Raw genomic sequence first — 19,106 nt, forward strand, 5'->3', positions numbered from 1 at the left:
AACATTATTATACCCGAAAGTTGCCAAACTTTGTACGTGCCCGCTATTCTAATTATTTGTTAAGTTTTTTTTAATGTATTAAATGTACTTAGCAACTGCCGCCAACAACGGCAGCCGCCCGCCATATTGTTTAAGAGGCGGGTGCCGGTATTTTATTACTCATTAAAACCTAACATGTTTAAAACTCAAACACTCCGGGCGGGGCTTAAGATCGTATGCCTTGCCGTATCATTAACTTTTGCCTGCAATTCCACCGCATGGGCCCAGCAGGCAGCAGAGCCGGGTAACTTGAAGTACATCGACCCATCTATAGGAAACGTTGGGCAGTTATTAGAGCCTACCCGGCCCACCGTTCAGTTGCCTAATCAAATGATGCGCATGTTTCCTATCCGAAAAGACTATATAGACGATCAGATCAGCAGCTTCCCTTTGATCATATTATCGCATAGGTTGGGGCAGGCATTTTCTGTAAAACCTTCTGCCGGTAGGGTTAGCGATAGTAGCTTCAGTGCGCGGATGGCTTATGATCATGATCTGGAGGTACTTCGGCCATGGGAGTATTCCACCTACCTGGTAGATGAAGATATCTCTGTAAAGTATGCGCCGGGCAAAAAGGCAGGGATCTTTCAGTTTGATTTTCCGGAGAATGCCGACAAACATATTTTATTGAGTACGTACAACGATGGCCCAGCAGAATGGCGGGCCATCTCAGGTAACGAAATAACAGGCATAGAAACTTATCATGGTGACATTAAAGTTTACGTGTACGCCGTTTTAAGCGAGCATGCAGAATTTGGAACCCTTACCGGCGATAAAGCTGTTAATACAACCGAAGTAACAGGGAATAATGCCCGGGCCTGGCTTTCTTTTCCGCGTTCAACATCTCGAACAATAGGCTTTAAGTATGCAGTTTCCTTAGTGAGCGCCGCGCAGGCCAAAAAGAATTACTTGAACGAGTTAGCTAATGCCGGGTTGAATGATCTGCAAGCCTCGGGACAAGACGCCTGGCAAAAAGTAATTGGCCAAATACAGGTATCCGGTGGAACTGATGCGCAAAAACGTACCTTTTATTCGGCGCTTTACCGCTGCTACGAGCGGCCGGTGGATATCCTTGAAGATGGGCAATACTACAGCGGCTATGATAAAAAAACACATAAAAGTAACAGGCCCTTTTACGTTGACGACTGGATGTGGGATACTTACCTGGCGCACCACCCGTTACGAACGATACTTAATCCAGTACAAGAAGAAGATATTTTAAATTCCTATGTAAACATGTTCGGCCAGAGCGGATGGATGCCTACGTTCCCGGTTCTGTTTGGCGACCATGCCTGCATGAATGGCTTTCATTCTGCTGTAGTTTTCACGGATGCACTTAATAAAGGGCTGAGACGCTTCGATGTAGATAAGGCTTACCAGGGGCTGCTAAAAAATGCCACACAGGCGACCATGCTGCCCTGGCGAAACGGACCGAAAGGCCCGCTGGAAGATTTTTACTACAGTAAGGGTTATTTCCCGGCCCTGCATCCGGGCGAAAAGGAAACGAATTTAATGGTGGATGAATTTGAAAAGCGGCAGGCGGTAGCAGTTACCCTGGGGCATAGTTACGATGACTGGGCGCTTGCGCAATACGCCACTAAAATTGGCCGCAGTAATGATGCCATCAAGTTCGGTAGCAGGGCCCTCAATTATAAAAACCTGTGGAACACCAATGAAAGAATGTTTATGCCAAAAGATGATAAAGGGCAATGGATAGCAATAGACCCCAAGTTTGACGGCGGGCCGGGTGGCCGCGATTATTATGATGAAAATAACGGCTGGACGTATATGTGGCAGGTACAGCACGATATTCCCGGGCTGATAGGGCTGATGGGAGGGCATGAAAAGTTCGAGGAGCGGCTGGATCAATTGTTTCGCGAAGACCTGGGCCGCTCTAAACAAGACCTGCAAGTTAAATTCCCTGATTTTACCGGTATTGTTGGCCAGTATTCAATGGGTAACGAACCAAGCTTTCATATTCCCTATTTGTATAATTATACCAAGTCACCATGGAAAACGCAAAAGCGTATCCGAATGCTGCTTGATGTTTGGTTCAAAGACAACATCTTTGGCATCCCGGGCGACGAAGATGGCGGCGGCATGACGGCTTTCGTTGTTTTTTCGTCAACGGGCTTTTATCCTGTTACTCCCGGCGTCCCCGCCTACACTATAGGCAGCCCGGTATTTGAACAGGTAACCATCAATTTGCAAAACGGCAAGCAGTTTAAAGTTACCGCTAAAAATTACTCGGTTAAAAATAAATACATCCAAAGCGCTACCCTAAACGGAGCTGTGCTTGATACGCCCTTTTTTAGGCATACCGATATTATGGGTGGGGGAGAATTAACATTTGTAATGGGCCCCAAGCCAAATAAAAGTTGGGGGCTGAAAAAATAGCAATGGTACAATTTTAACAGGTGAGGCGGGGTACATCCCTGCCTCTTTTTTTTGGACGCCTAATAAGTTTGGCCATGCCTGTATCTTCAAGATAGCCACCAATAATACATCCATATCATCACTTATCTATAATCGCTAATAAGGAACGGTAGTTAGTGACGAGTTTCTCCGGATAAGATATATCAATCGATTGCAATATTTTATTAATAAATTAATTTGCTGTAAATAAGATATTTATGGAATTGCTAACTGGCATTAATGCTTTTTTAATCCTTTGCTAATCTTTCAAATTTTATTTGCTATCCAATTAATAAACCAATTAAAACCCAAAAGCATGAAAAGAATTTTATTTATCTTTTTTATGTGGTGTATTGCCCTGGCGGTTTATGGGCAAGGCTCCACAATTAATGGTAAGGTTGTAGACGACACGGGCCAACCGCTGGCCGGCGCCGTTGTTAAGGTGAGCGGGGAGGATGTCGTAACAACCACCACAACGAACGGCTCATTCTCCATCAAGGCCGCTAAACTACCCGCCACACTTGTTGTGAATTTTATGGGCTTCGAGCCCAAAGATGTGCAGGCCAACGGCAAAGCCGATATAACCATAGCACTGGTTCCTGTAAATAAGGGGTTGCAGGAAGTCGTCGTAGTGGGTTACGGCACGCAAAAAAAGGTATCGTTAACCGGCGCAGTAGCATCCATTTCCGGGAAAGATGTGGTCACCACAAAAAACGAGAACGTATTTAACTCGCTTACCGGAAAGATACCAGGATTGAATATTGCGCAGAAGAGCAGTGAACCCGGTTCTTTCAATACCATATTGAGCATCAGGGGCGCGAGCAGGAACCCGCTCATCATTATTGATGGGGTACCCCGGGGAAATTTAGAGCGCCTCGATCCTAACGATATCGACAATATCTCAGTATTGAAAGATGCATCGGCAGCCATATATGGTGTCCGCGCGGCGGACGGGGTGATACTGGTTACTACCAAGTCCGGTAAAAAAGGCAAGTCCGAATTGACCTACACCGGCAACTTTGGCGTTCAGCGCCCCGTTGGCCTCGAGCCTACTGTTGATGCCATTGAATATATGACATTGATGAACGAGAAATTCGGGCATAGCCTGGATAACCCTGTGGTGAGGTATACAGAGGATGATTTTAACCTTTACAGGAGCGGCAACAAAAAAACTACGGACTGGTATGCCCCGGTACTGGATCGTTCGGTGCCGCAAAACCAGCACAATATCACGGCAACAGGCGGAGGGGAAAATTCTAATTACTACCTCAGTTTAGGGCACCTCAGCCAGCAGGGCTTTTGGAAAAGCGGCGACCTGAATTATGAAAAATTTAATTTACGCTCTAACGTTACAGCTAAGATAGCCAAAGGCCTGACAGCAGAAATGCGCCTTTCGGGCTTAAAGGATACAAAAAACCAGCCGTGGACAGATACCTGGGTAATGTTCAAAAGCATTTTTGGCCAGCTACCTATTACCGATCTGTATGCCAACAACAATCCATCTTATCCCGGGGCAGCGAGAGATGACAATAACCCGCTGGTAACTTCGCGGGCAGACCTCTCGGGTTATAAACGTGACGATAATATCCTATTTCAGGGCTCAGTTAGCCTGAATTACGAGATCCCTTTTATTCCCGGCCTTAATGCCCGTGCTTTTTATAGTTACGATTACAACTCATCTGAGTATAAAGGTTATCAGCTACCTTACGACCTGTACACCTACGATCCGGGCAATAAAACCTACGACTCAAGGACTTTCAACACGCCAATGAGTATTTCAAGGGGCTTTAACCGTGGGTCTACTTACCTCATGCAATTTCAGCTTAACTACAGCAAATCGTTTAAAAAGCATACCATAGGTGCCTTGGCCTTGTATGAAGAAACTACCGGAAAAGGCGATAACTTCAACGCCTACCGCGAACTGGCTTTCAAAATAGACCAGCTTTTTGCGGGTAACTCATCCAACCAGATGGGCACACAAGATGTGAATGGGTTATCCGACTGGGCAAGGAAAGCATTTGTGGGCCGCTTAAATTATGATTTTGCTTCGCGCTACCTGGCAACCGTAAGCTTTAGATATGATGGATCTTCAAGGTTCAGGAACGATCAGCAGTGGGGGCTTTTTCCGAGTGTAGAATTAGGCTGGCGCGTGTCAGAAGAAAGCTTTTTCAAAAATAGCTCAGCATTATCGGCCATCAGCAACTTCAAGATAAGAGGCTCGTATGGTAAGCTTGGTAACGAAGACGCGGTAAACTACCAATTCCTGTCGGGTTATAACTTCCCGTCCGGAAATTATTTGTGGAACGGCGAGTTGGTGAACGGCCTGGAAGATAAAGGGCTGCCTAACACCAGTATCACCTGGTACACTTACACCACATCCAACATTGGTGTGGATCTTGAACTGTGGAAAGGTTTGCTGGGCATACAGGTAGATGCCTTCAGGAGAGATGGCAACGGCCTGCTTGGCACCAGGCTGGGCACTTTGCCCGGTACAGTAGGGGCCGATCTGCCGCAGGAAAACCTGAACAGCGACCGCACCCAGGGTATCGAACTCAATCTTACGCACCGTAACGTTATTGGTGCTGTAGGGTACAACATTGGTGCTAACATTGGCTATGCCCGTACAAAACTGCGTTACCAGGAAGTTGGCGCTTATGGCAATGCTTATGAGAACTGGCGCAATAACCCCAATAACCGCTACAACGATGTTTGGTGGGGGCTGGGTTACGAGGGGCAGTTCCAGTCGTACAGCGAAATATACAATTCGCCCGTGAACTACGGCGGTGGTAATCGCGGTACCCTCCCCGGAGACTATAAGTACACCGATTGGAACGGTGACGGCATAATTGATGGCTGGGACGAGCACCCGATCGCTACAAAAGGTGTCCAGGAGAACGATGTAGTGCAAAGGAATATCCCAAAGATCAACTTTGGGCTGAACGTATCAGCAAGTTATAAAGGTGTTGACCTCAGCATGCTTTGGCAGGGTGCTGCACTGGTTAATGTTGACTACCCCGAAATGCTGAAAGAACCGCTTGCTTTTGGCGGAAGCGCCAGTGCATTGAAGATGTTTATGGACAGGTGGCACCCCGAAGTGCCTACTACGGATATATACAACCCAAATACGAAATGGGTTCCCGGATATTATGCTTACACAGGCACGCTTCCGGCCGGTAATTCTGAGCGCTCGGTACAAAATGCTGCTTACTTACGCCTGAAAAGCCTCGAAGTCGGCTATACATTCCCTGTAGCCTGGACGAGCAAGATCGGGGTTAAACGAGCCCGTTTTTACCTCAACGGTTATAACCTGGCCACCTTCACCGGTATAAGAGGCCTCGACCCCGAGCATACCTCCGATATATACGGCTACACCTACCCAATGAACAAAACTTATAACGCCGGCATAAACATTAGTTTCTAAAATAAAGCCATGAAATATTTAAAAAGACTTTTAGTACTGCTGCCGCTGTTTATTGTAACGGCATGCAACAAACTCGATATCGCCCCGGTAAATATCCTGAAAGATAAGGATGTATTCAGCACCGATGCAGGTGTGGGCGCTTACCTGATCCCGATCTATGCGGAACTGCCCATAGAGGATTTTAGGTATAATTTTAACGATGGTTTCAATGCATTCCCGCCGTTTCCTGCACTGGGCCTTTTTACGGCCGAGTTCCTGCAGATCGATTACGTTTTCAGGGGCTCGATAGAGCACGGCAGCTTTGGGTATTGGCCTTACGACAAGATCCGCAAGATCAATTACCTGCTGGAAACTTTACCAAAAAACTCTTCCAATTTTTCTGAAGCACAAGCCAATGCTTACCTCGGCGAAGCTCATTTTTTAAGGGCGTACTTTTATTTCGACCTGGTGAAGCGGTATGGCGGGGTACCTATTGCCAAAACGCCGCAGGATCCCTTTAATTCATCGCAGGACGAGCTTCGTATACCCCGCAGCAGCGAAGAAGATGTTTATAAATTCATAGAGGAAGACCTCAACCAGGCCATCCAGCTTATGCCGGATGTAAGCGCAGACGATGCTACCACAGGGCGCGCGAACAGGAATGTTGCTTTGGCTTTAAAATCCCGAGCGATGTTGTACGCCGGTTCTATTGCAAAATATGGAAGTATGCAGTTAAGTGGCTTATTGGGTATCCCATCTGGCCAGGCACAAAGCTATTTTCAAAAAAGTTATGATGCCGCAGTTATGTTGGAGGGTAAATACAGCTTGTATCGCGTTAACGCCGATAAGTACCAAAACTATGTGAACCTTTTCCTGGACCGGAACAGCCCGGAGAACATTTTTATAAAAGATTACAAGTACCCGGATAAAACCCATTCGTGGGATGCCCTGAACGCGCCGAAGCAATTTGTGAGTGGCTACGGATCGTTCATTAACCCCACTTTAGATTATGTGGAGCTTTATGGCGAACTAAAAGTAAATGACGATAACGGCTTCCCCATCCGCTTTAACGATCGTATGGACCTGTTCAAAAATGCCGAGCCTCGACTCCGCGCTTCTGTTATTTTCCCGGGCGATAAGTTTCGCAATGAGGTGATCGACGTACAGCGCGGTATTTATCCGTCGTACAAAAATGGCGATGAAGCCGCCAACAGCACAGCGCTTAAAACCGCAGGTAGTATAGATGTCCTTTACAATGGAAAACGGGTTGTTGGCCTCAGCGGTATGGGTATAGGTGGCTCTACCGGCACGGGCTTTTATGTGCGCAAATACCAAAACTCCGATCTTCCGCAGGGCGACCTAAGCCTGTGGCGTTCAGACCAGGCGTGGATAGACATACGGTATGCTGAAGTTTTATTGAATAAAGCTGAAGCAGGTGTTGAACTGGGAACTTCTGAAACCGAAAAGAAAGCCCTTGATGCGATGAACGACATACGCGACCGAGCCGGTGCGCCTGTGCTGATGCCTGCACAGCTTAACGTGAATTCGGTGCGTAACGAGCGCCGTAAGGAGCTGGCTTTTGAGAATCATAGCTGGTGGGATAACCGCAGGTGGCGCGTGGCCGATAAGGAATTCAATAACCGTATTTACAAAGTGCTTTTTCCCTATTACGTGTTCGACGAGAATAAATACATATTCAAAAAGGATGATGAGCTAACAAAGTCGAGGTTCACTTTCCAGGTTAAATTCTACTATGAGCCCATACCCGGCGACCAGATCAACAGGAATCCTTTGCTGGTTCAAAATCCACTTTATTAAAATATCAGTATAAGACAATGAAAAAGAATAAGATCTGCATAACCATATTGCTGTTAGCCGCTGCCTTAGCAGGAGGCTGCACTAAGGTGGACAACTACCCTGAACCGGACAAAACCCTGGCCGGCAAAATAATTGACGCTGATACCAACGAGCCCCTGTTCACAGAACAGCCCGACGGTACCCGGATCAGGTTGCTGCAAACCGATTGGAACGATAACCCGATACCACAATACTTTTGGGTGAAGCCGGACGGTACTTTCCGGAATACCAAAATTTTTAAAGGTAAATACGATGTAACACCGGTTGATGGCCCTTTTATACCGCTTACCGAGCCTCAGAAGATCGATCTATCAGGCGAAGCTGACCTCACCTTTAAAGTGAAACCCTTTCTGAGGGTGAAGTTGCTAAATACATCAATTGCCGGAACCAGCGTAACGGTAAGTTACAAGATCGAAAGGCCTTCTACAACCTTCAAGATCACTGATGCCAAGGTGTTCGTATCAAACACTTCGCAAGCAACTAATTCGTCGTTCGATAACAAGTTAAGCCAAACCAATGATCTGCAGGGCGTGGCCGATGATGTGATACTGGCGACCACTTACACCGCCACTGTTCCGCTCACTTCCGGCCGGACCTTTTATATCAGGGTGGGCGCACGGTCTGAAGATAACGTGTCGCGCCGCTATAATTACACCGACGTTGTAAAAGTAGATATCCCCTAATTTGTACCCTTTATAACCGTGTTATGCCATCCAAATGGCATAACACGGTTTTTGATCTGTTAAGGCCGAGGTTCGCCTGCGCACTCCCGCTATTTCGTTTAATGGCTTAATATTTACCTGTATTTATGTTACATCCTGTTAAAGCAAAAAGCTTTTTTACTATCCTCTTCTTATTTGGCATTATTTACAATGGCTTTGGGCAAAAAACGCAGTTTTTGGCAGGTTTTGCGCCCACCGAGCAGTCGGTAACAGCGCCGGAGGCGAGCTTCAGAGACGTGGTATCGCTGAATGGTTCATGGCGGTTCTATCCGCTCGGGAATGCCGATCAACTTTCCAGGGATCAAATAAAGAACCCCGTTTACCCGCCGGGCAATGGTTGGGAAACAACGCCGGTTAAGGTGCCCTCGCCCTGGAATGTAAATAGTTTCGCCACAGAGAGGATAGCGGGCGGCGATTTTGTTACCTATCCAAGCTATCCCAAAAAATGGGAAGATATACAGGCTGGCTGGCTATCCCGCAAAGTCACTTTTCGTAAAGGGTGGGCCGGGAAAAGGTTGATCCTGAGGTTTGAAGGCGTGGGCGGTTTTACGCAGGTTTACCTCAATAAGAAAAAGATCGCAGAAAATTTTGATGTTTTTTTACCATTCGAAGTGGATGTGACCACCTTGTTGAACCAACAGGGCGAAAATGAACTCAGCCTGTGGGTGGCCGACGGGCGTTTGCTAAACCAACCCGGTAAATTCGGGAACCGGATATTTGTTGGAGGTTCTTTTTGGGGCCAGCATGTGCGCGGCATATGGCAGGATGTTGATCTTCTGGTCAAGCCTGCGGTATATGTAGCAAGCACTTATATTCAACCATTCGTAGATAAAGATACGCTGGCTATCCGCGTAACTCTAAAGAACACAACTACAAGGCAGCGTGTAATTAACTTGTCGGGTTCCATATCGCCATGGATAAACCTGGCCGGAAAAAGTGTTATTGAGGCGCCGGAAGTGAAATGGAAACTTGGCAAAAGTGTTCTCAATGTCGGCGCTAAGAACATTATTATAGCACCTAATAGCGATAAAGAGGTTGTTTTAAAACTAAAAGTAAACCGCAGGTTAAATCAATGGGCGCCTGAAACGCCTAATTTGTATGGCTTGGTGATCAGCAGTTCGTACAAGGGTTCCGTAGTTGATAAACAGTATACAAGGTTTGGCTGGCGGCAATTTTTGATAGCCAACAAACAACTGGAGTTGAACGGAAAGCCTATTCAGTTAAAGGGAGATTCCTGGCATTTCATGGGAATACCGCAGATGACGCGCCGATACGCCTGGGCATGGTATTCGATGTTGAAAGATGCTAAGGCAAATGCGGTGCGGCTGCACGCACAACCGTATCCTGCGTTCTACCTGGATATGGCTGATGAAATGGGCATATGTGTGCTCGACGAAACCGCCCTTTGGGCAAGTGATGGCGGCCCTAAGATCGATGGCGGCGAATATTGGAAGAACGCCGACGCGCATCTCCAACGGTTCATACTGCGCGACAGGAATCATCCGTCGGTTTTTGGCTGGAGCGTATGCAATGAGACCATGGCGGTAGCGTTGAATGTATTTAACGCGCCCGATTCGTTAGTGAAAAAACAAGTAGCACAGATCAATAAATGGGTGGCCATCACTCGTAAATTAGACCCGACAAGAACCTGGATATCCGGCGATGGCGAAACCAATGAACCTACCGATCTGCCGGTGGTTATCGGGCACTATGGCGACGAAAATACATTCAGGGATTGGTCGTCACAAGGCAGACCATGGGGCATAGGCGAAGCAGGAATGGCTTATTACGGAACGCCTAAGCAAACCGCCGAATATAACGGCAATGTTTCTTACCGTTCGCAGCAGGGTAGGATGCAGGGGCTTGCTACCGAAGCCATTGAACTTCTTAACGCGCAAAAACGTTATCACGCTTCTTATTTATCCATATTTAATATTGTTTGGTATAGTGTGAAGCCTTTAGAGTTGGGCCTGGCGGATACCACAAGAAAACCAACCCCAACCGATGGTGTATTTTTTAGGCCATATGAAGAGGGGAAGAGGGGTATACAGCCCGAACGCCTCGGACCATACACCACTACACTAAATCCCGGGTATGATCCGCATCTCCCACTCTATAAAAAATGGGCTCTTTTTGATGCGGTCCAGCGCTCATTCGCTGATACCGGTGCGATAGCGGAAAGCAAACCTACTTCAATGCCGGCAAGTGCACCCATACCTCCGCCCGCTAACGCTTATTTGATGCTCCGCTCGGCAGACCCGGATTCGACCATGCAACATGTTTTTACTGAAGCAGGCTTTACGCCCGGTAAACCTGAGAAAGGCAAGGTACCTTTGTTAGTGATAGATGGCATCCATCCCCCCATAGATGCGGAAAGTATAAAGCTGAAGGACGAGGTTTTAAAAAAAGAAGGGAAGGTATTGATCTGGGGAATTACCCCGGCATCGAAAGAAAAAATAAATACGATGCTACCATTACCCGTTGATATTACGGAACGGCCATCAACCTCTTATTTGATCAAGGAGGCGGATGCGATCATGAATAATTTATGCGACAGCGACCTTTACTTTTCTGAGTTAGCGAATGAGCCGGTGGGGCGGTACGGCCTTTCAGGGCCGTTAGTAGCAAAGGGGAAAACGATATTAACCGCTGCTAATACCGATTGGGGAGTATGGAATAAACAGGCAGAATACCTGAAAACGGCTGCTGTGATCCGTAGCGAGCGGGAAGCCAAGCCAGATGGCAACACTTTGGTTTTTTTACCTGCGGCTAAAGGCGGAATATACGTGATGGCTGTGAACCCATTGCTGATGTATAAGTCGGCACCCGGTATTATCAGCAAGATGTTGACAAATCTTGGGGTAGCACCCAATGAATCCGCAGGGACAGCAAAAAGTTTGATAAGCGAAGAAGGGTTCCTGAAAAAGGCATTGTTTTTAGGCCCGTTCGAAACGTCTGCCAACTTGCCTTTTGAGCCTGGAAGCGAAACCTCCGGTAACGAAAAGGCAGGTGTTAATTTTATACCCGGAGAAATTACTAACGGGCAAAAATGGAAATTGGCCGATGCTGATGAGGAAAGTAATTTCAGCCCGGTAGCTTATCAGGATAAGGCACAGGGAGTGGGTTATTACAGCTTTTGGGTTTATACCCCGCGGTCGTTATCAAATTTGCTACTTGAGCCAGACATGCCCAAAGTTGACCTTGATGTAATAACCAATAGCGGCATAAATGTATTTCTAAACCAAAAGCCTTTGGGCAACACTTATAAAGCCATGCCTCTTGAAAAAGGCTGGAATCATGTTTTGATAGAAACGGTTAATGCAGCTCCTGGCCGAAAAATGAAAATAAAACTGAGCAGCAACGACAAGCGTTTTTTAAGTAAACAAATGAAGGTTGTTGCTTATAGATTATATTAATACACAAGTGTACCTTCCTATCAAGATAACAGGCGAGGTCCGATGTTATTATAGAAACCTGGTTGATTCAGGGAAGATCAAGTAATGATCGGTCGATGGATTAAAGAAAGTAGTCAAGAAATATACTTGTCGGAGTATATATACGGTCGCAAATGCATATGTTTTGACCGACGTTCGTTGAAGGTCTCTCATAGGTCACTTCAGGAATGCGAGCGCTTAAATACTTTGGTGTTGTCTTAAATCAAAAAGGGCCCTTAAATCTTGTGTTTAAGGGCTCTTTTGTAAAGTTTGATATGTTAATTCCGGAGAGGGAGGGAACAATCGAAAGGCTTTTGTGCTCTCTGAATCAATGCTTTATATTCTTTCGCTTTTCTAGGTAACCGAATAGGTCACCTCAAAATATATTCAATTTTCGCTAATGCTTATAGAGTAAATTTAGCAAAAAATCGTTAAGATAGGTAGATTTCGTTTTAATTTTCATTGAACCTAATTTGAAAACGAACGAGAGTATAAAAAAGAAGATTTAAAGAGTAAGAAATCGGATTCATCGATATTTCCTACCGACGATAAATTGCGGGGCTTAAAGTTAACGCGTTTAAAATAGAAAAGTAAAGATTATGGTATTGAACTGAAAAATATATATGACAGGAAGGGCAAACAAAACGTAAGTGCTGACTTATTTCCCCTTTTGCGTTTTCACGAATTCTATTGGGGCAATACCGAACTGCTTTATAAAATTATGGCTGAAGGCTCCGCGCGATCTGAAGCCAACCTGGTCTATCACCTAAAAAAAATTAAGGTCATCTTTCACCAATCGTTCCGCTGCTTCTTAAGGCGTATCACGTTTATCAAGACCGATATAGGAAGACTCGCTTTTCTGACGGACAGAAGCCTCGTACGTTTAAACGGGATTTTAAAAAATATTCGGTACTTCACCCGGCCGCTGGCTTGTCAGGTGGCGGCTGGGGCAGGCATACTACCTCATCAAGGAAGAAGGTAAGCGTCCTTCCGAAATCTATAATAAACTTGGACTTGAAGACCTGTCCCATTTTACCTATGCTTTCCGACGGGCGTATGGGCTCTCGCCGTCCAAGGTATAAAGCGTGCCGTTGCCGCCGGGCATCATCTTTCAGTAATTTTATCTGCCTGCAATCCTCCGCTCCGGTTTTTAACATAAAATTTACTGACTGGTAATCACCGTTTTAAAAATAACACCCGTGACAGCTGTTTCAGCCTCGCGGTTGATCACGTAATCCCTGCAGTAAGGTTAGGCCTGATAATTGATTTATCCGTTTAAAACAACATCGGTTCCGATCGTCTTAAAATAATAAATTATGATACGTCAGATTAATATTTCATTCATCGCCGCAACTATCGTTTTATCAGCTTGTCGCACTCAAAAGACCGCCGGCGACACAAAAAATGAACAGTCCTATATCAGTGAGGCGCAAAAGCTCGAAGTCCGTCTTCAGCCCGGGAATAACAGCGGCAAAGGGAGCGCCATGCTAGTGTTTACCGTGACGAACCCTACAAACAAGCCTTTACGTTTCTGTAAGTGGGAAACACCCTTTGAGCCGGCGATCGGTAAATATTTCAGGATCATGGATGAAAAAGGGGAGGAAGCAGCATTCAGGGGCGCTATGGCAAGGCGAGTAATGCCGCCGCCCGCTTCGGCTTTTACGATCGTTCCTGCGCACAGCAGTGTCAAAACGATGATCAGCCTCGCTGATAAGTACGAGCTTTCTGCACACCGGTATACGGTCAGGTATACAGGCGGCGGCGTAAGCGGCCTTAAGGATGGTAACAAAATGACCCTGCTGCTGTAAGCCGGCATTTAAGAATCATGACAAGATAGGGGAAAACTATGATCAGACATACAGTATCTTCCTGTCGTTAGCGTTCTGCAAGGGTAATGTTGCTGACATGTAATTTTTAGGTCCGGCTTTTTTTCGAATCCGTATCTCGAAATCATTTTGATCACAGCTTACTGAAGTTGTTGTAGATCAATGAACAATGTAAGAAGATTTATGCGCAGATGGCTCGAAAGAAAAAAGACTCCTCCGTGCTCAGGTCGTCTTTTAAGCAGCTGAGGAAGCATTCGTTTCTCTTAAGGGCGGAGTGTCGTAAAACCAGTTGATCAGGTCATTCAGGACTATACCATTTCCGAGGCCGATGAATCTCGCCGTCTCCAGGAAATTGAGGAAGTTTCGCTTCATAGTGATCACGGAGGCCGGGCGGATCTCTTCACCTGTGCGACGGAAGATCAGCAGTTCATCGTCCTGCGCGCTGATACCGAAGCCCTGCGCTTTCAGCCAGCGATAGATATTTGCTTCCTGCTGCGGCGAGCAGCGACCCTTATAACCAGCACTGTTATCTTTTTCAAACGAAACGAAATCCGAAAGTTTGTAATGGTCCGGTATAGGGGAGTGTCCTCGCCTTAAAATAAAACCACTTATCATCGATCGCCAGAGTTGTTGAAAATAACAGGATCGTTGAAAAATCAGTTTCCCTGAGTATATGCAAGCTGTTTTTCAAAAGCCATTCTGGATTGCCCGCGGATTGAGACCTCGCCGCAATATTTATATACTCTTTTGTCAAATGTCTTCAGCATGGCAGCATTGTCGTAGTTTGTATCTGCCTTTATACTGTGTATCCCCTGCCGGAGTGCCATACTTTCAGCAAACCCCATGATCTGCCCGGCAATACCCCTTCCTCCGTGTTCTGATGAAACGGCGATCCGGTGTACAACTAGGAAATCGCCGCTTGTAAGCCATTTGCCTTGTATCCTTTCGTAAGCCGGTTCCTGGTTTTTAGCAATCGAGGCATACGCGGCAATAGTCCCGTCTTTCAATAGCACGAAACCCGTTCTTTGTTTTATATCGTTTTCTATTACTGCCGGATTAGGGTAGCCATCCTGCCACTGGCCACTGCCTTCAGCCTTTCTTTTACTGATAGCAAAAAGCATTATTTCCCAGATCGCTTCCAGGTCACCGGGTTTTGCCTGTTGGAATTCGTAGTTCATATCTTTTGTTTTATTTGTTGTAATGGTGGATTGTTCTCTTTTATTTTTTTTGCCGCCCCGTAAATTGCCATCGACACTAAAGCGTTGGCCAGCGCAATGGCGAGAAATACCCCGAGGAAATGCATGCTGCCCAACTTCTGCATGATAACGCCGGCAACGACCGGCGTTACCGCCTGTGCAATGAGTGGCCAGCGCCCGAGTTTTCCGATCAGCACCGCGTAGCTTTTTTCTCCGAAAAGAGACAGCGGCAGCGTCCCTCTCACTACAGACCGCATACCATTTCCCATGCCGAAAAGGATGACTCCCGGAATTGCCAGGCTATTGCCGGCCATCAGTAAAATCACACCTGCGAGCATCGCTAAGGCTGATATGACAGACATCTTCAGCGGTGTTGCAGACGGCATAACCAGTTCGAGTAAACGGACACCCGCCTGGCTCGGGCCAAGAAATGAGATGATTGCCAGTGATGCAGCCATCGTGATATCTTTCCCGGTGAGGATATCGATAAGGTTGAGGATGATACCGGTGGTGAGCACAGCACCCAGCGTAAAACTGCTGATGAGTAAAAGAAATAGCTTCGGTTCAGGGCCTGCGGCATCCTCTTGCGGAGTTTTATTGCTTTCATCAATAGCCGCGGCAGTTGGCGGGAATAGTGAAAAATGAAGAGGCAATATCCCTAAGGCCAAGGCAGCAGCGTATATGAAACAGGTATCGCGCCAGCCGAAATGCCCAAGCAGGTATGAGGTGATCAGCCAGGAAATGGTCGGTGCCAGGCTGGAGATCAGGGTAACCTTAACGATCATATTTCTCGTGCTCTTTCCAAAATATTTCCCGATAGAAGCAAAAAGAGCGTCGTACAAGCCCATACCCATGGCGATACCGGCTATTGCCCATGCCAGCAGGAACATCGGATAATTCTTTGATAATCCCATAATGGTCAATCCTCCGGCCATCACCAGTCCGGTATATCTGAGCATATGGTTGCGCTGAAGCGATTGTATCATACGCCCGACGGCGGGCAGTACCAGCCCTGAAATGGCCAGTGAAAAGGATAATGCCCCGTAAACCATCTGGTAGGTCCATCCCGTTTCCACCATGATTGGTTTTGAAAGTACGGACAGGATGAAGTAGGAGCCACCCCAAAGCAATATCTGCCCGGCTCCCAGCCCCAGGTTCGTGAATAATGAAGGTGTAGTTTCCTTCAACGATAAACTGATCGTTTTCATTTCACAAAGTTCCGGCAATCTGCTATATTGGCAAAATGGTATTTTTCGATGCATGGCATCGGTAAAAACGATAAGGATGGAACTTAGGCAATTGCGCTATTTTGTAAGAACAAAAGACTTGGGCAGCTTCACGGAAGCGTCCAGAAGCCTGAATATCACACAAAGCACCCTCTCTCAGCAGGTGAAGCAGCTGGAAGATGAGCTTGGGGTATTGCTGTTCGACCGTTTTGGTAAGCGGATAACCGTAACAGAAGCCGGCGAGCTGTTTTATCAGTTCGCTGCAGAGAGCCTGAAAAAGGCAAATGACGGGGCCGTTCTGCTGAAAGATCTCAGCGATATGCATACCGGTACACTTAAAATAGGTGTGACCTACGGACTCAGAAGCCTGTTCACTGCGGTGCTGATCAAATTCAGTGAAAGGTTTCCGGGGATCAGCGTCCGTGCGGTATTCGGCACCTCCGATGAGCTGATGGAAAAAGTACGGTCGTACGATCTGGATCTTGCGCTGGTATTCTTCGGCGAACCTGAGGATGAGGCACTGGCCTATGATACACTTTTTAGTTCTCCCATGGCCCTGATTTGTGCCGATGACTCGCATTTTAAAGGAAATAAAACCGTGTCATTAAAAGATATCGCCGCGCTTCCGCTGGCTATTGCCACCAAGGAGCATAGCGCTGACCACTTTTTTCTGCGCCTGTTCAGAAATCATCGGCTGAAACCTGATTTTAAAATGGAGATCAATGATATCTCCGCTGTCCTTGATCTTGTCAGAACGGGGCGCTGGTATAGTATAATGGTAGAGGTAACGGTACGCAACAGCTCGCTGCACACGATCCCCATAAAAGAGAAAAACCTGCTGAGAAAAGCGGCATTCGTCAGGCTATCCGGTGCTTATGAAAAAAAAGCCGCGAAGGAGTTCACAGCCCAGTTGCGCAGGCAGCTCCCGGGACTTACATAGCTGTTACCGGTGTCCGTTCTGGTTATTAATTAATTGATTTACAGCGACTACATTAAACTGAAAAAAGAATTCCGCAACTGTCTGCGGAATTCTTTCCATATATCAACAAAATATCCTGTGGCAACGCGTCAAAAGGCGATCACTTTCGGTTCGAGATGCATCTCGATACCGTAAGTCCAGCCCGTCCGGCCTATTCCTGACTGCTTAAACCCGCCGAAAGGAGTTTTCGGCTCGGAGTTGACCACGGAATTGATGATAACCCTGCCCGATTCGATCTTTTTTGCAAGCTGTTTCGCGCGTTCTGCATCGCCGCTGCTGATATATGCGGAAAGGCCATATATCGAGTCGTTCGCAATACTGATCGCTTCCTCTTCACTGCGATAGGTGAGCACGGACAGGACTGGGCCAAATATTTCTTCCCTTGCGATGGCCATGTCATTGCTTACATTGGTAAACACAGTGGGCCGGACGTAGAATCCCTCCAGGCCATCAGGATGCCCCGGGCCGCCGACGAGTAGGGTAGCACCTTCATCAATACCTTTTTGTATGTAAGACTGCACTCTCTGGTACTGCTGGGCATTGACCATCGGGCCGATCTGCGCATCCTCTGCAAACAAGTCCCCGATCTTCAGTTTGTTCACTGCATCTATGAGCAATTCAGAAACCAGGGGAAGCTTATTTTCCGGGACGATGAGCCTTGTTCCGGCGTGGCATGCCTGTCCGCTGTTGCTGAATGCGATGAGCAGCGCCCTTGGGACCGCTGCTTCGAAATCACAGTCATCCAGGAGGATATTCGGCGATTTGCCGCCAAGTTCAAGCACCAGCCTTTTAACTGTATCTGCCGCGGATCTGGATATCGTTTTTCCGGTCTGGGTAGAACCGGTGAAAGAGACGAGTGCAACGTCGGGATGCGAAGAAAGCGCGCTTCCAACCACCGCACCTGTTCCGTTGACGATATTGATCAAGCCATCCGGAATGCCGGCATCCCGGAAACATTCTGTAAGAAGCTGCGTTTCGATCGCATTGAATTCGCTGGGTTTGATCACCACCGTACAGCCTGCGGCCAGCGCCGGGGCGATCTTCCCGCACATGTGGATGTAATCGGCATTCCAGGGCGTAATGGCAGCAACCACACCTACGGGCTCTTTTACAATAACGGCTTTATCGAATTTCTTTTCAAATTCGATTTCGTCGAGCGCGTGGCTTGCATCCATGAAAAATTGCGCGGCAAGGCTTGTCCTGAATTTAGTTGCTGCCAGAGGCGAGCCGTATTCGGCCACTGCCGCTTCATTCAGTTTATCCTGGTTTGCTGATATCGCATGGTATATTTTCTCAAGTATCGATTTTCTTTGTTCGATAGTGTAGCCTGAATACATCTTGAATGCCGCTTTTGCAGCGCTGACAGCATGGTCAACATCTGTTGCATTGCCTAACCTGACCCGGCCGATGATCTGCGCCGTAGAAGGATTGAAAAGGCTCTGCACTTCGGTTCCGTTGGGTGTTACGAACTTTCCATTGATGTATATCTGGTCGATTTCAGTTATTGCTTCCATTTTATTATTATTTAAGGTTACTGTGTTAAATCCTGAAGCTATAGGGAAGATGAGTAGGGAGCGCCGTGTTTGATGTTTCCCAGCACCCGCAGGATGATGGCAGGGAAGAGTACAGGCAGCGAAAGCGATGTCACGCCAACGATCTTATCAGCAAGTGTGGGAAACATGCCCATCATCATCAGGTGATAAACGAGGTGGGGGATACCGAAAACAAGTGACACATAGGCGGCCACTTGTATCCTGTTCTCCTCCGGTTTGATGATGGCGTACATGGGCAGGCTGCCCATCGCGATGAAATACGCGCCGACATCCCTCACCAGGTGATCATTGTAGGGGCCGAAAATACTGATCCAGTGGAATCCGAAGCCTGGAAAGTTTTCGTAAAATGAATAGGCGAAGAACAACGCCCATATGCCAATAAGTACATTGGTTAAGAATAGGTAGTAGAGAAGGAATTTAATGGTTTTCATCGATAAAATTATAATTGTTAATTAAAGG

13 protein-coding genes are annotated in these 19,106 nt (G+C 46.9%); 8 read left to right on the top strand and 5 right to left on the bottom strand.

All coding sequences use genetic code 11. The annotated features are described in order from the left end of the window. The first annotated feature begins 174 nt into the window (after window positions 1-174). The 7 genes from BC343_RS24345 to BC343_RS24375 all read left to right on the top strand — a co-directional run bounded on the left by BC343_RS24345 (window position 175) and on the right by BC343_RS24375 (window position 13,675). Window positions 175-2,436, top strand: a complete 2,262-nt coding sequence (locus BC343_RS24345) for a GH92 family glycosyl hydrolase (RefSeq protein WP_078350401.1) — start codon at window positions 175-177, stop codon at window positions 2,434-2,436. Between the two features lie 334 nt (window positions 2,437-2,770). After that, entirely contained in the window at window positions 2,771-5,875 is a 3,105-nt protein-coding gene (locus tag BC343_RS24350) for a SusC/RagA family TonB-linked outer membrane protein (protein ID WP_078350402.1), read from the top strand. A gap of 9 nt (window positions 5,876-5,884) precedes the next feature. After that, on the top strand, window positions 5,885-7,672 hold the full coding sequence (locus BC343_RS24355) for a RagB/SusD family nutrient uptake outer membrane protein (protein ID WP_078350403.1): 1,788 nt from the start codon (window positions 5,885-5,887) through the stop codon (window positions 7,670-7,672). 17 nt (window positions 7,673-7,689) lie between these two features. Further along, complete coding sequence (locus BC343_RS24360; protein WP_078350404.1) at window positions 7,690-8,394, top strand: DUF3823 domain-containing protein; 705 nt, start codon at window positions 7,690-7,692, stop codon at window positions 8,392-8,394. A gap of 125 nt (window positions 8,395-8,519) precedes the next feature. Further along, the gene (locus BC343_RS24365) at window positions 8,520-11,849 is read left to right on the top strand and encodes a glycoside hydrolase family 2 protein (RefSeq protein WP_078350405.1); all 3,330 of its coding nucleotides are present in this window, start codon (window positions 8,520-8,522) and stop codon (window positions 11,847-11,849) included. 983 nt (window positions 11,850-12,832) lie between these two features. Further along, entirely contained in the window at window positions 12,833-12,949 is a 117-nt protein-coding gene (locus BC343_RS32010) for a hypothetical protein (RefSeq protein WP_394333390.1), read from the top strand. Window positions 12,950-13,183: 234 nt separating this feature from the next. After that, a complete protein-coding gene (locus BC343_RS24375) occupies window positions 13,184-13,675 on the top strand; it encodes a hypothetical protein (RefSeq protein WP_078350406.1) in 492 nt (163 codons plus the stop codon). A 252-nt stretch (window positions 13,676-13,927) separates the two neighbouring features. Here the strand turns inward: BC343_RS24375 and BC343_RS24380 are convergent, their stop codons facing one another. Genes BC343_RS24380 through BC343_RS24390 form a run of 3 tightly spaced genes read right to left on the bottom strand, consistent with a single transcriptional unit; the run spans window position 13,928 to window position 16,097 of the window. Then, window positions 13,928-14,308, bottom strand: coding sequence for a hypothetical protein (locus BC343_RS24380; RefSeq protein ID WP_078350407.1), 381 nt, complete (start codon window positions 14,306-14,308; stop codon window positions 13,928-13,930). Between the two features lie 41 nt (window positions 14,309-14,349). Continuing rightward, on the bottom strand, window positions 14,350-14,871 hold the full coding sequence (locus BC343_RS24385; protein ID WP_078350408.1) for a GNAT family N-acetyltransferase: 522 nt from the start codon (window positions 14,869-14,871) through the stop codon (window positions 14,350-14,352). Continuing rightward, window positions 14,868-16,097 carry an MFS transporter gene (locus BC343_RS24390; RefSeq protein ID WP_162276930.1) on the bottom strand — a complete coding sequence of 410 codons (1,230 nt, stop codon included), beginning with the start codon at window positions 16,095-16,097 and terminating at the stop codon, window positions 14,868-14,870. Before BC343_RS24390 ends, BC343_RS24385 begins: the two co-directional genes overlap by 4 nt. A 76-nt stretch (window positions 16,098-16,173) precedes the next feature. Here BC343_RS24390 and BC343_RS24395 point away from each other — a divergent pair, with 76 nt between their 5' ends. Next, a complete protein-coding gene (locus BC343_RS24395; protein WP_162276931.1) occupies window positions 16,174-17,055 on the top strand; it encodes a LysR family transcriptional regulator in 882 nt (293 codons plus the stop codon). Window positions 17,056-17,183: 128 nt separating this feature from the next. On the opposite strand, the gene BC343_RS24400 is transcribed toward BC343_RS24395, so the two are convergent. Together BC343_RS24400 and BC343_RS31250 are read right to left on the bottom strand one after the other, a co-directional pair. After that, window positions 17,184-18,608: an aldehyde dehydrogenase family protein gene (locus tag BC343_RS24400; RefSeq protein ID WP_078350411.1), complete on the bottom strand. Its 1,425-nt coding sequence runs from the start codon at window positions 18,606-18,608 to the stop codon at window positions 17,184-17,186. 38 nt (window positions 18,609-18,646) lie between these two features. Further along, the gene (locus BC343_RS31250) at window positions 18,647-19,078 is read right to left on the bottom strand and encodes a hypothetical protein (RefSeq protein ID WP_078350412.1); all 432 of its coding nucleotides are present in this window, start codon (window positions 19,076-19,078) and stop codon (window positions 18,647-18,649) included. Between the last annotated feature and the right edge of the window lie 28 nt (window positions 19,079-19,106).

The organism is Mucilaginibacter pedocola (assembly GCF_002013915.1).
Lineage (GTDB): Bacteria > Bacteroidota > Bacteroidia > Sphingobacteriales > Sphingobacteriaceae > Mucilaginibacter > Mucilaginibacter pedocola.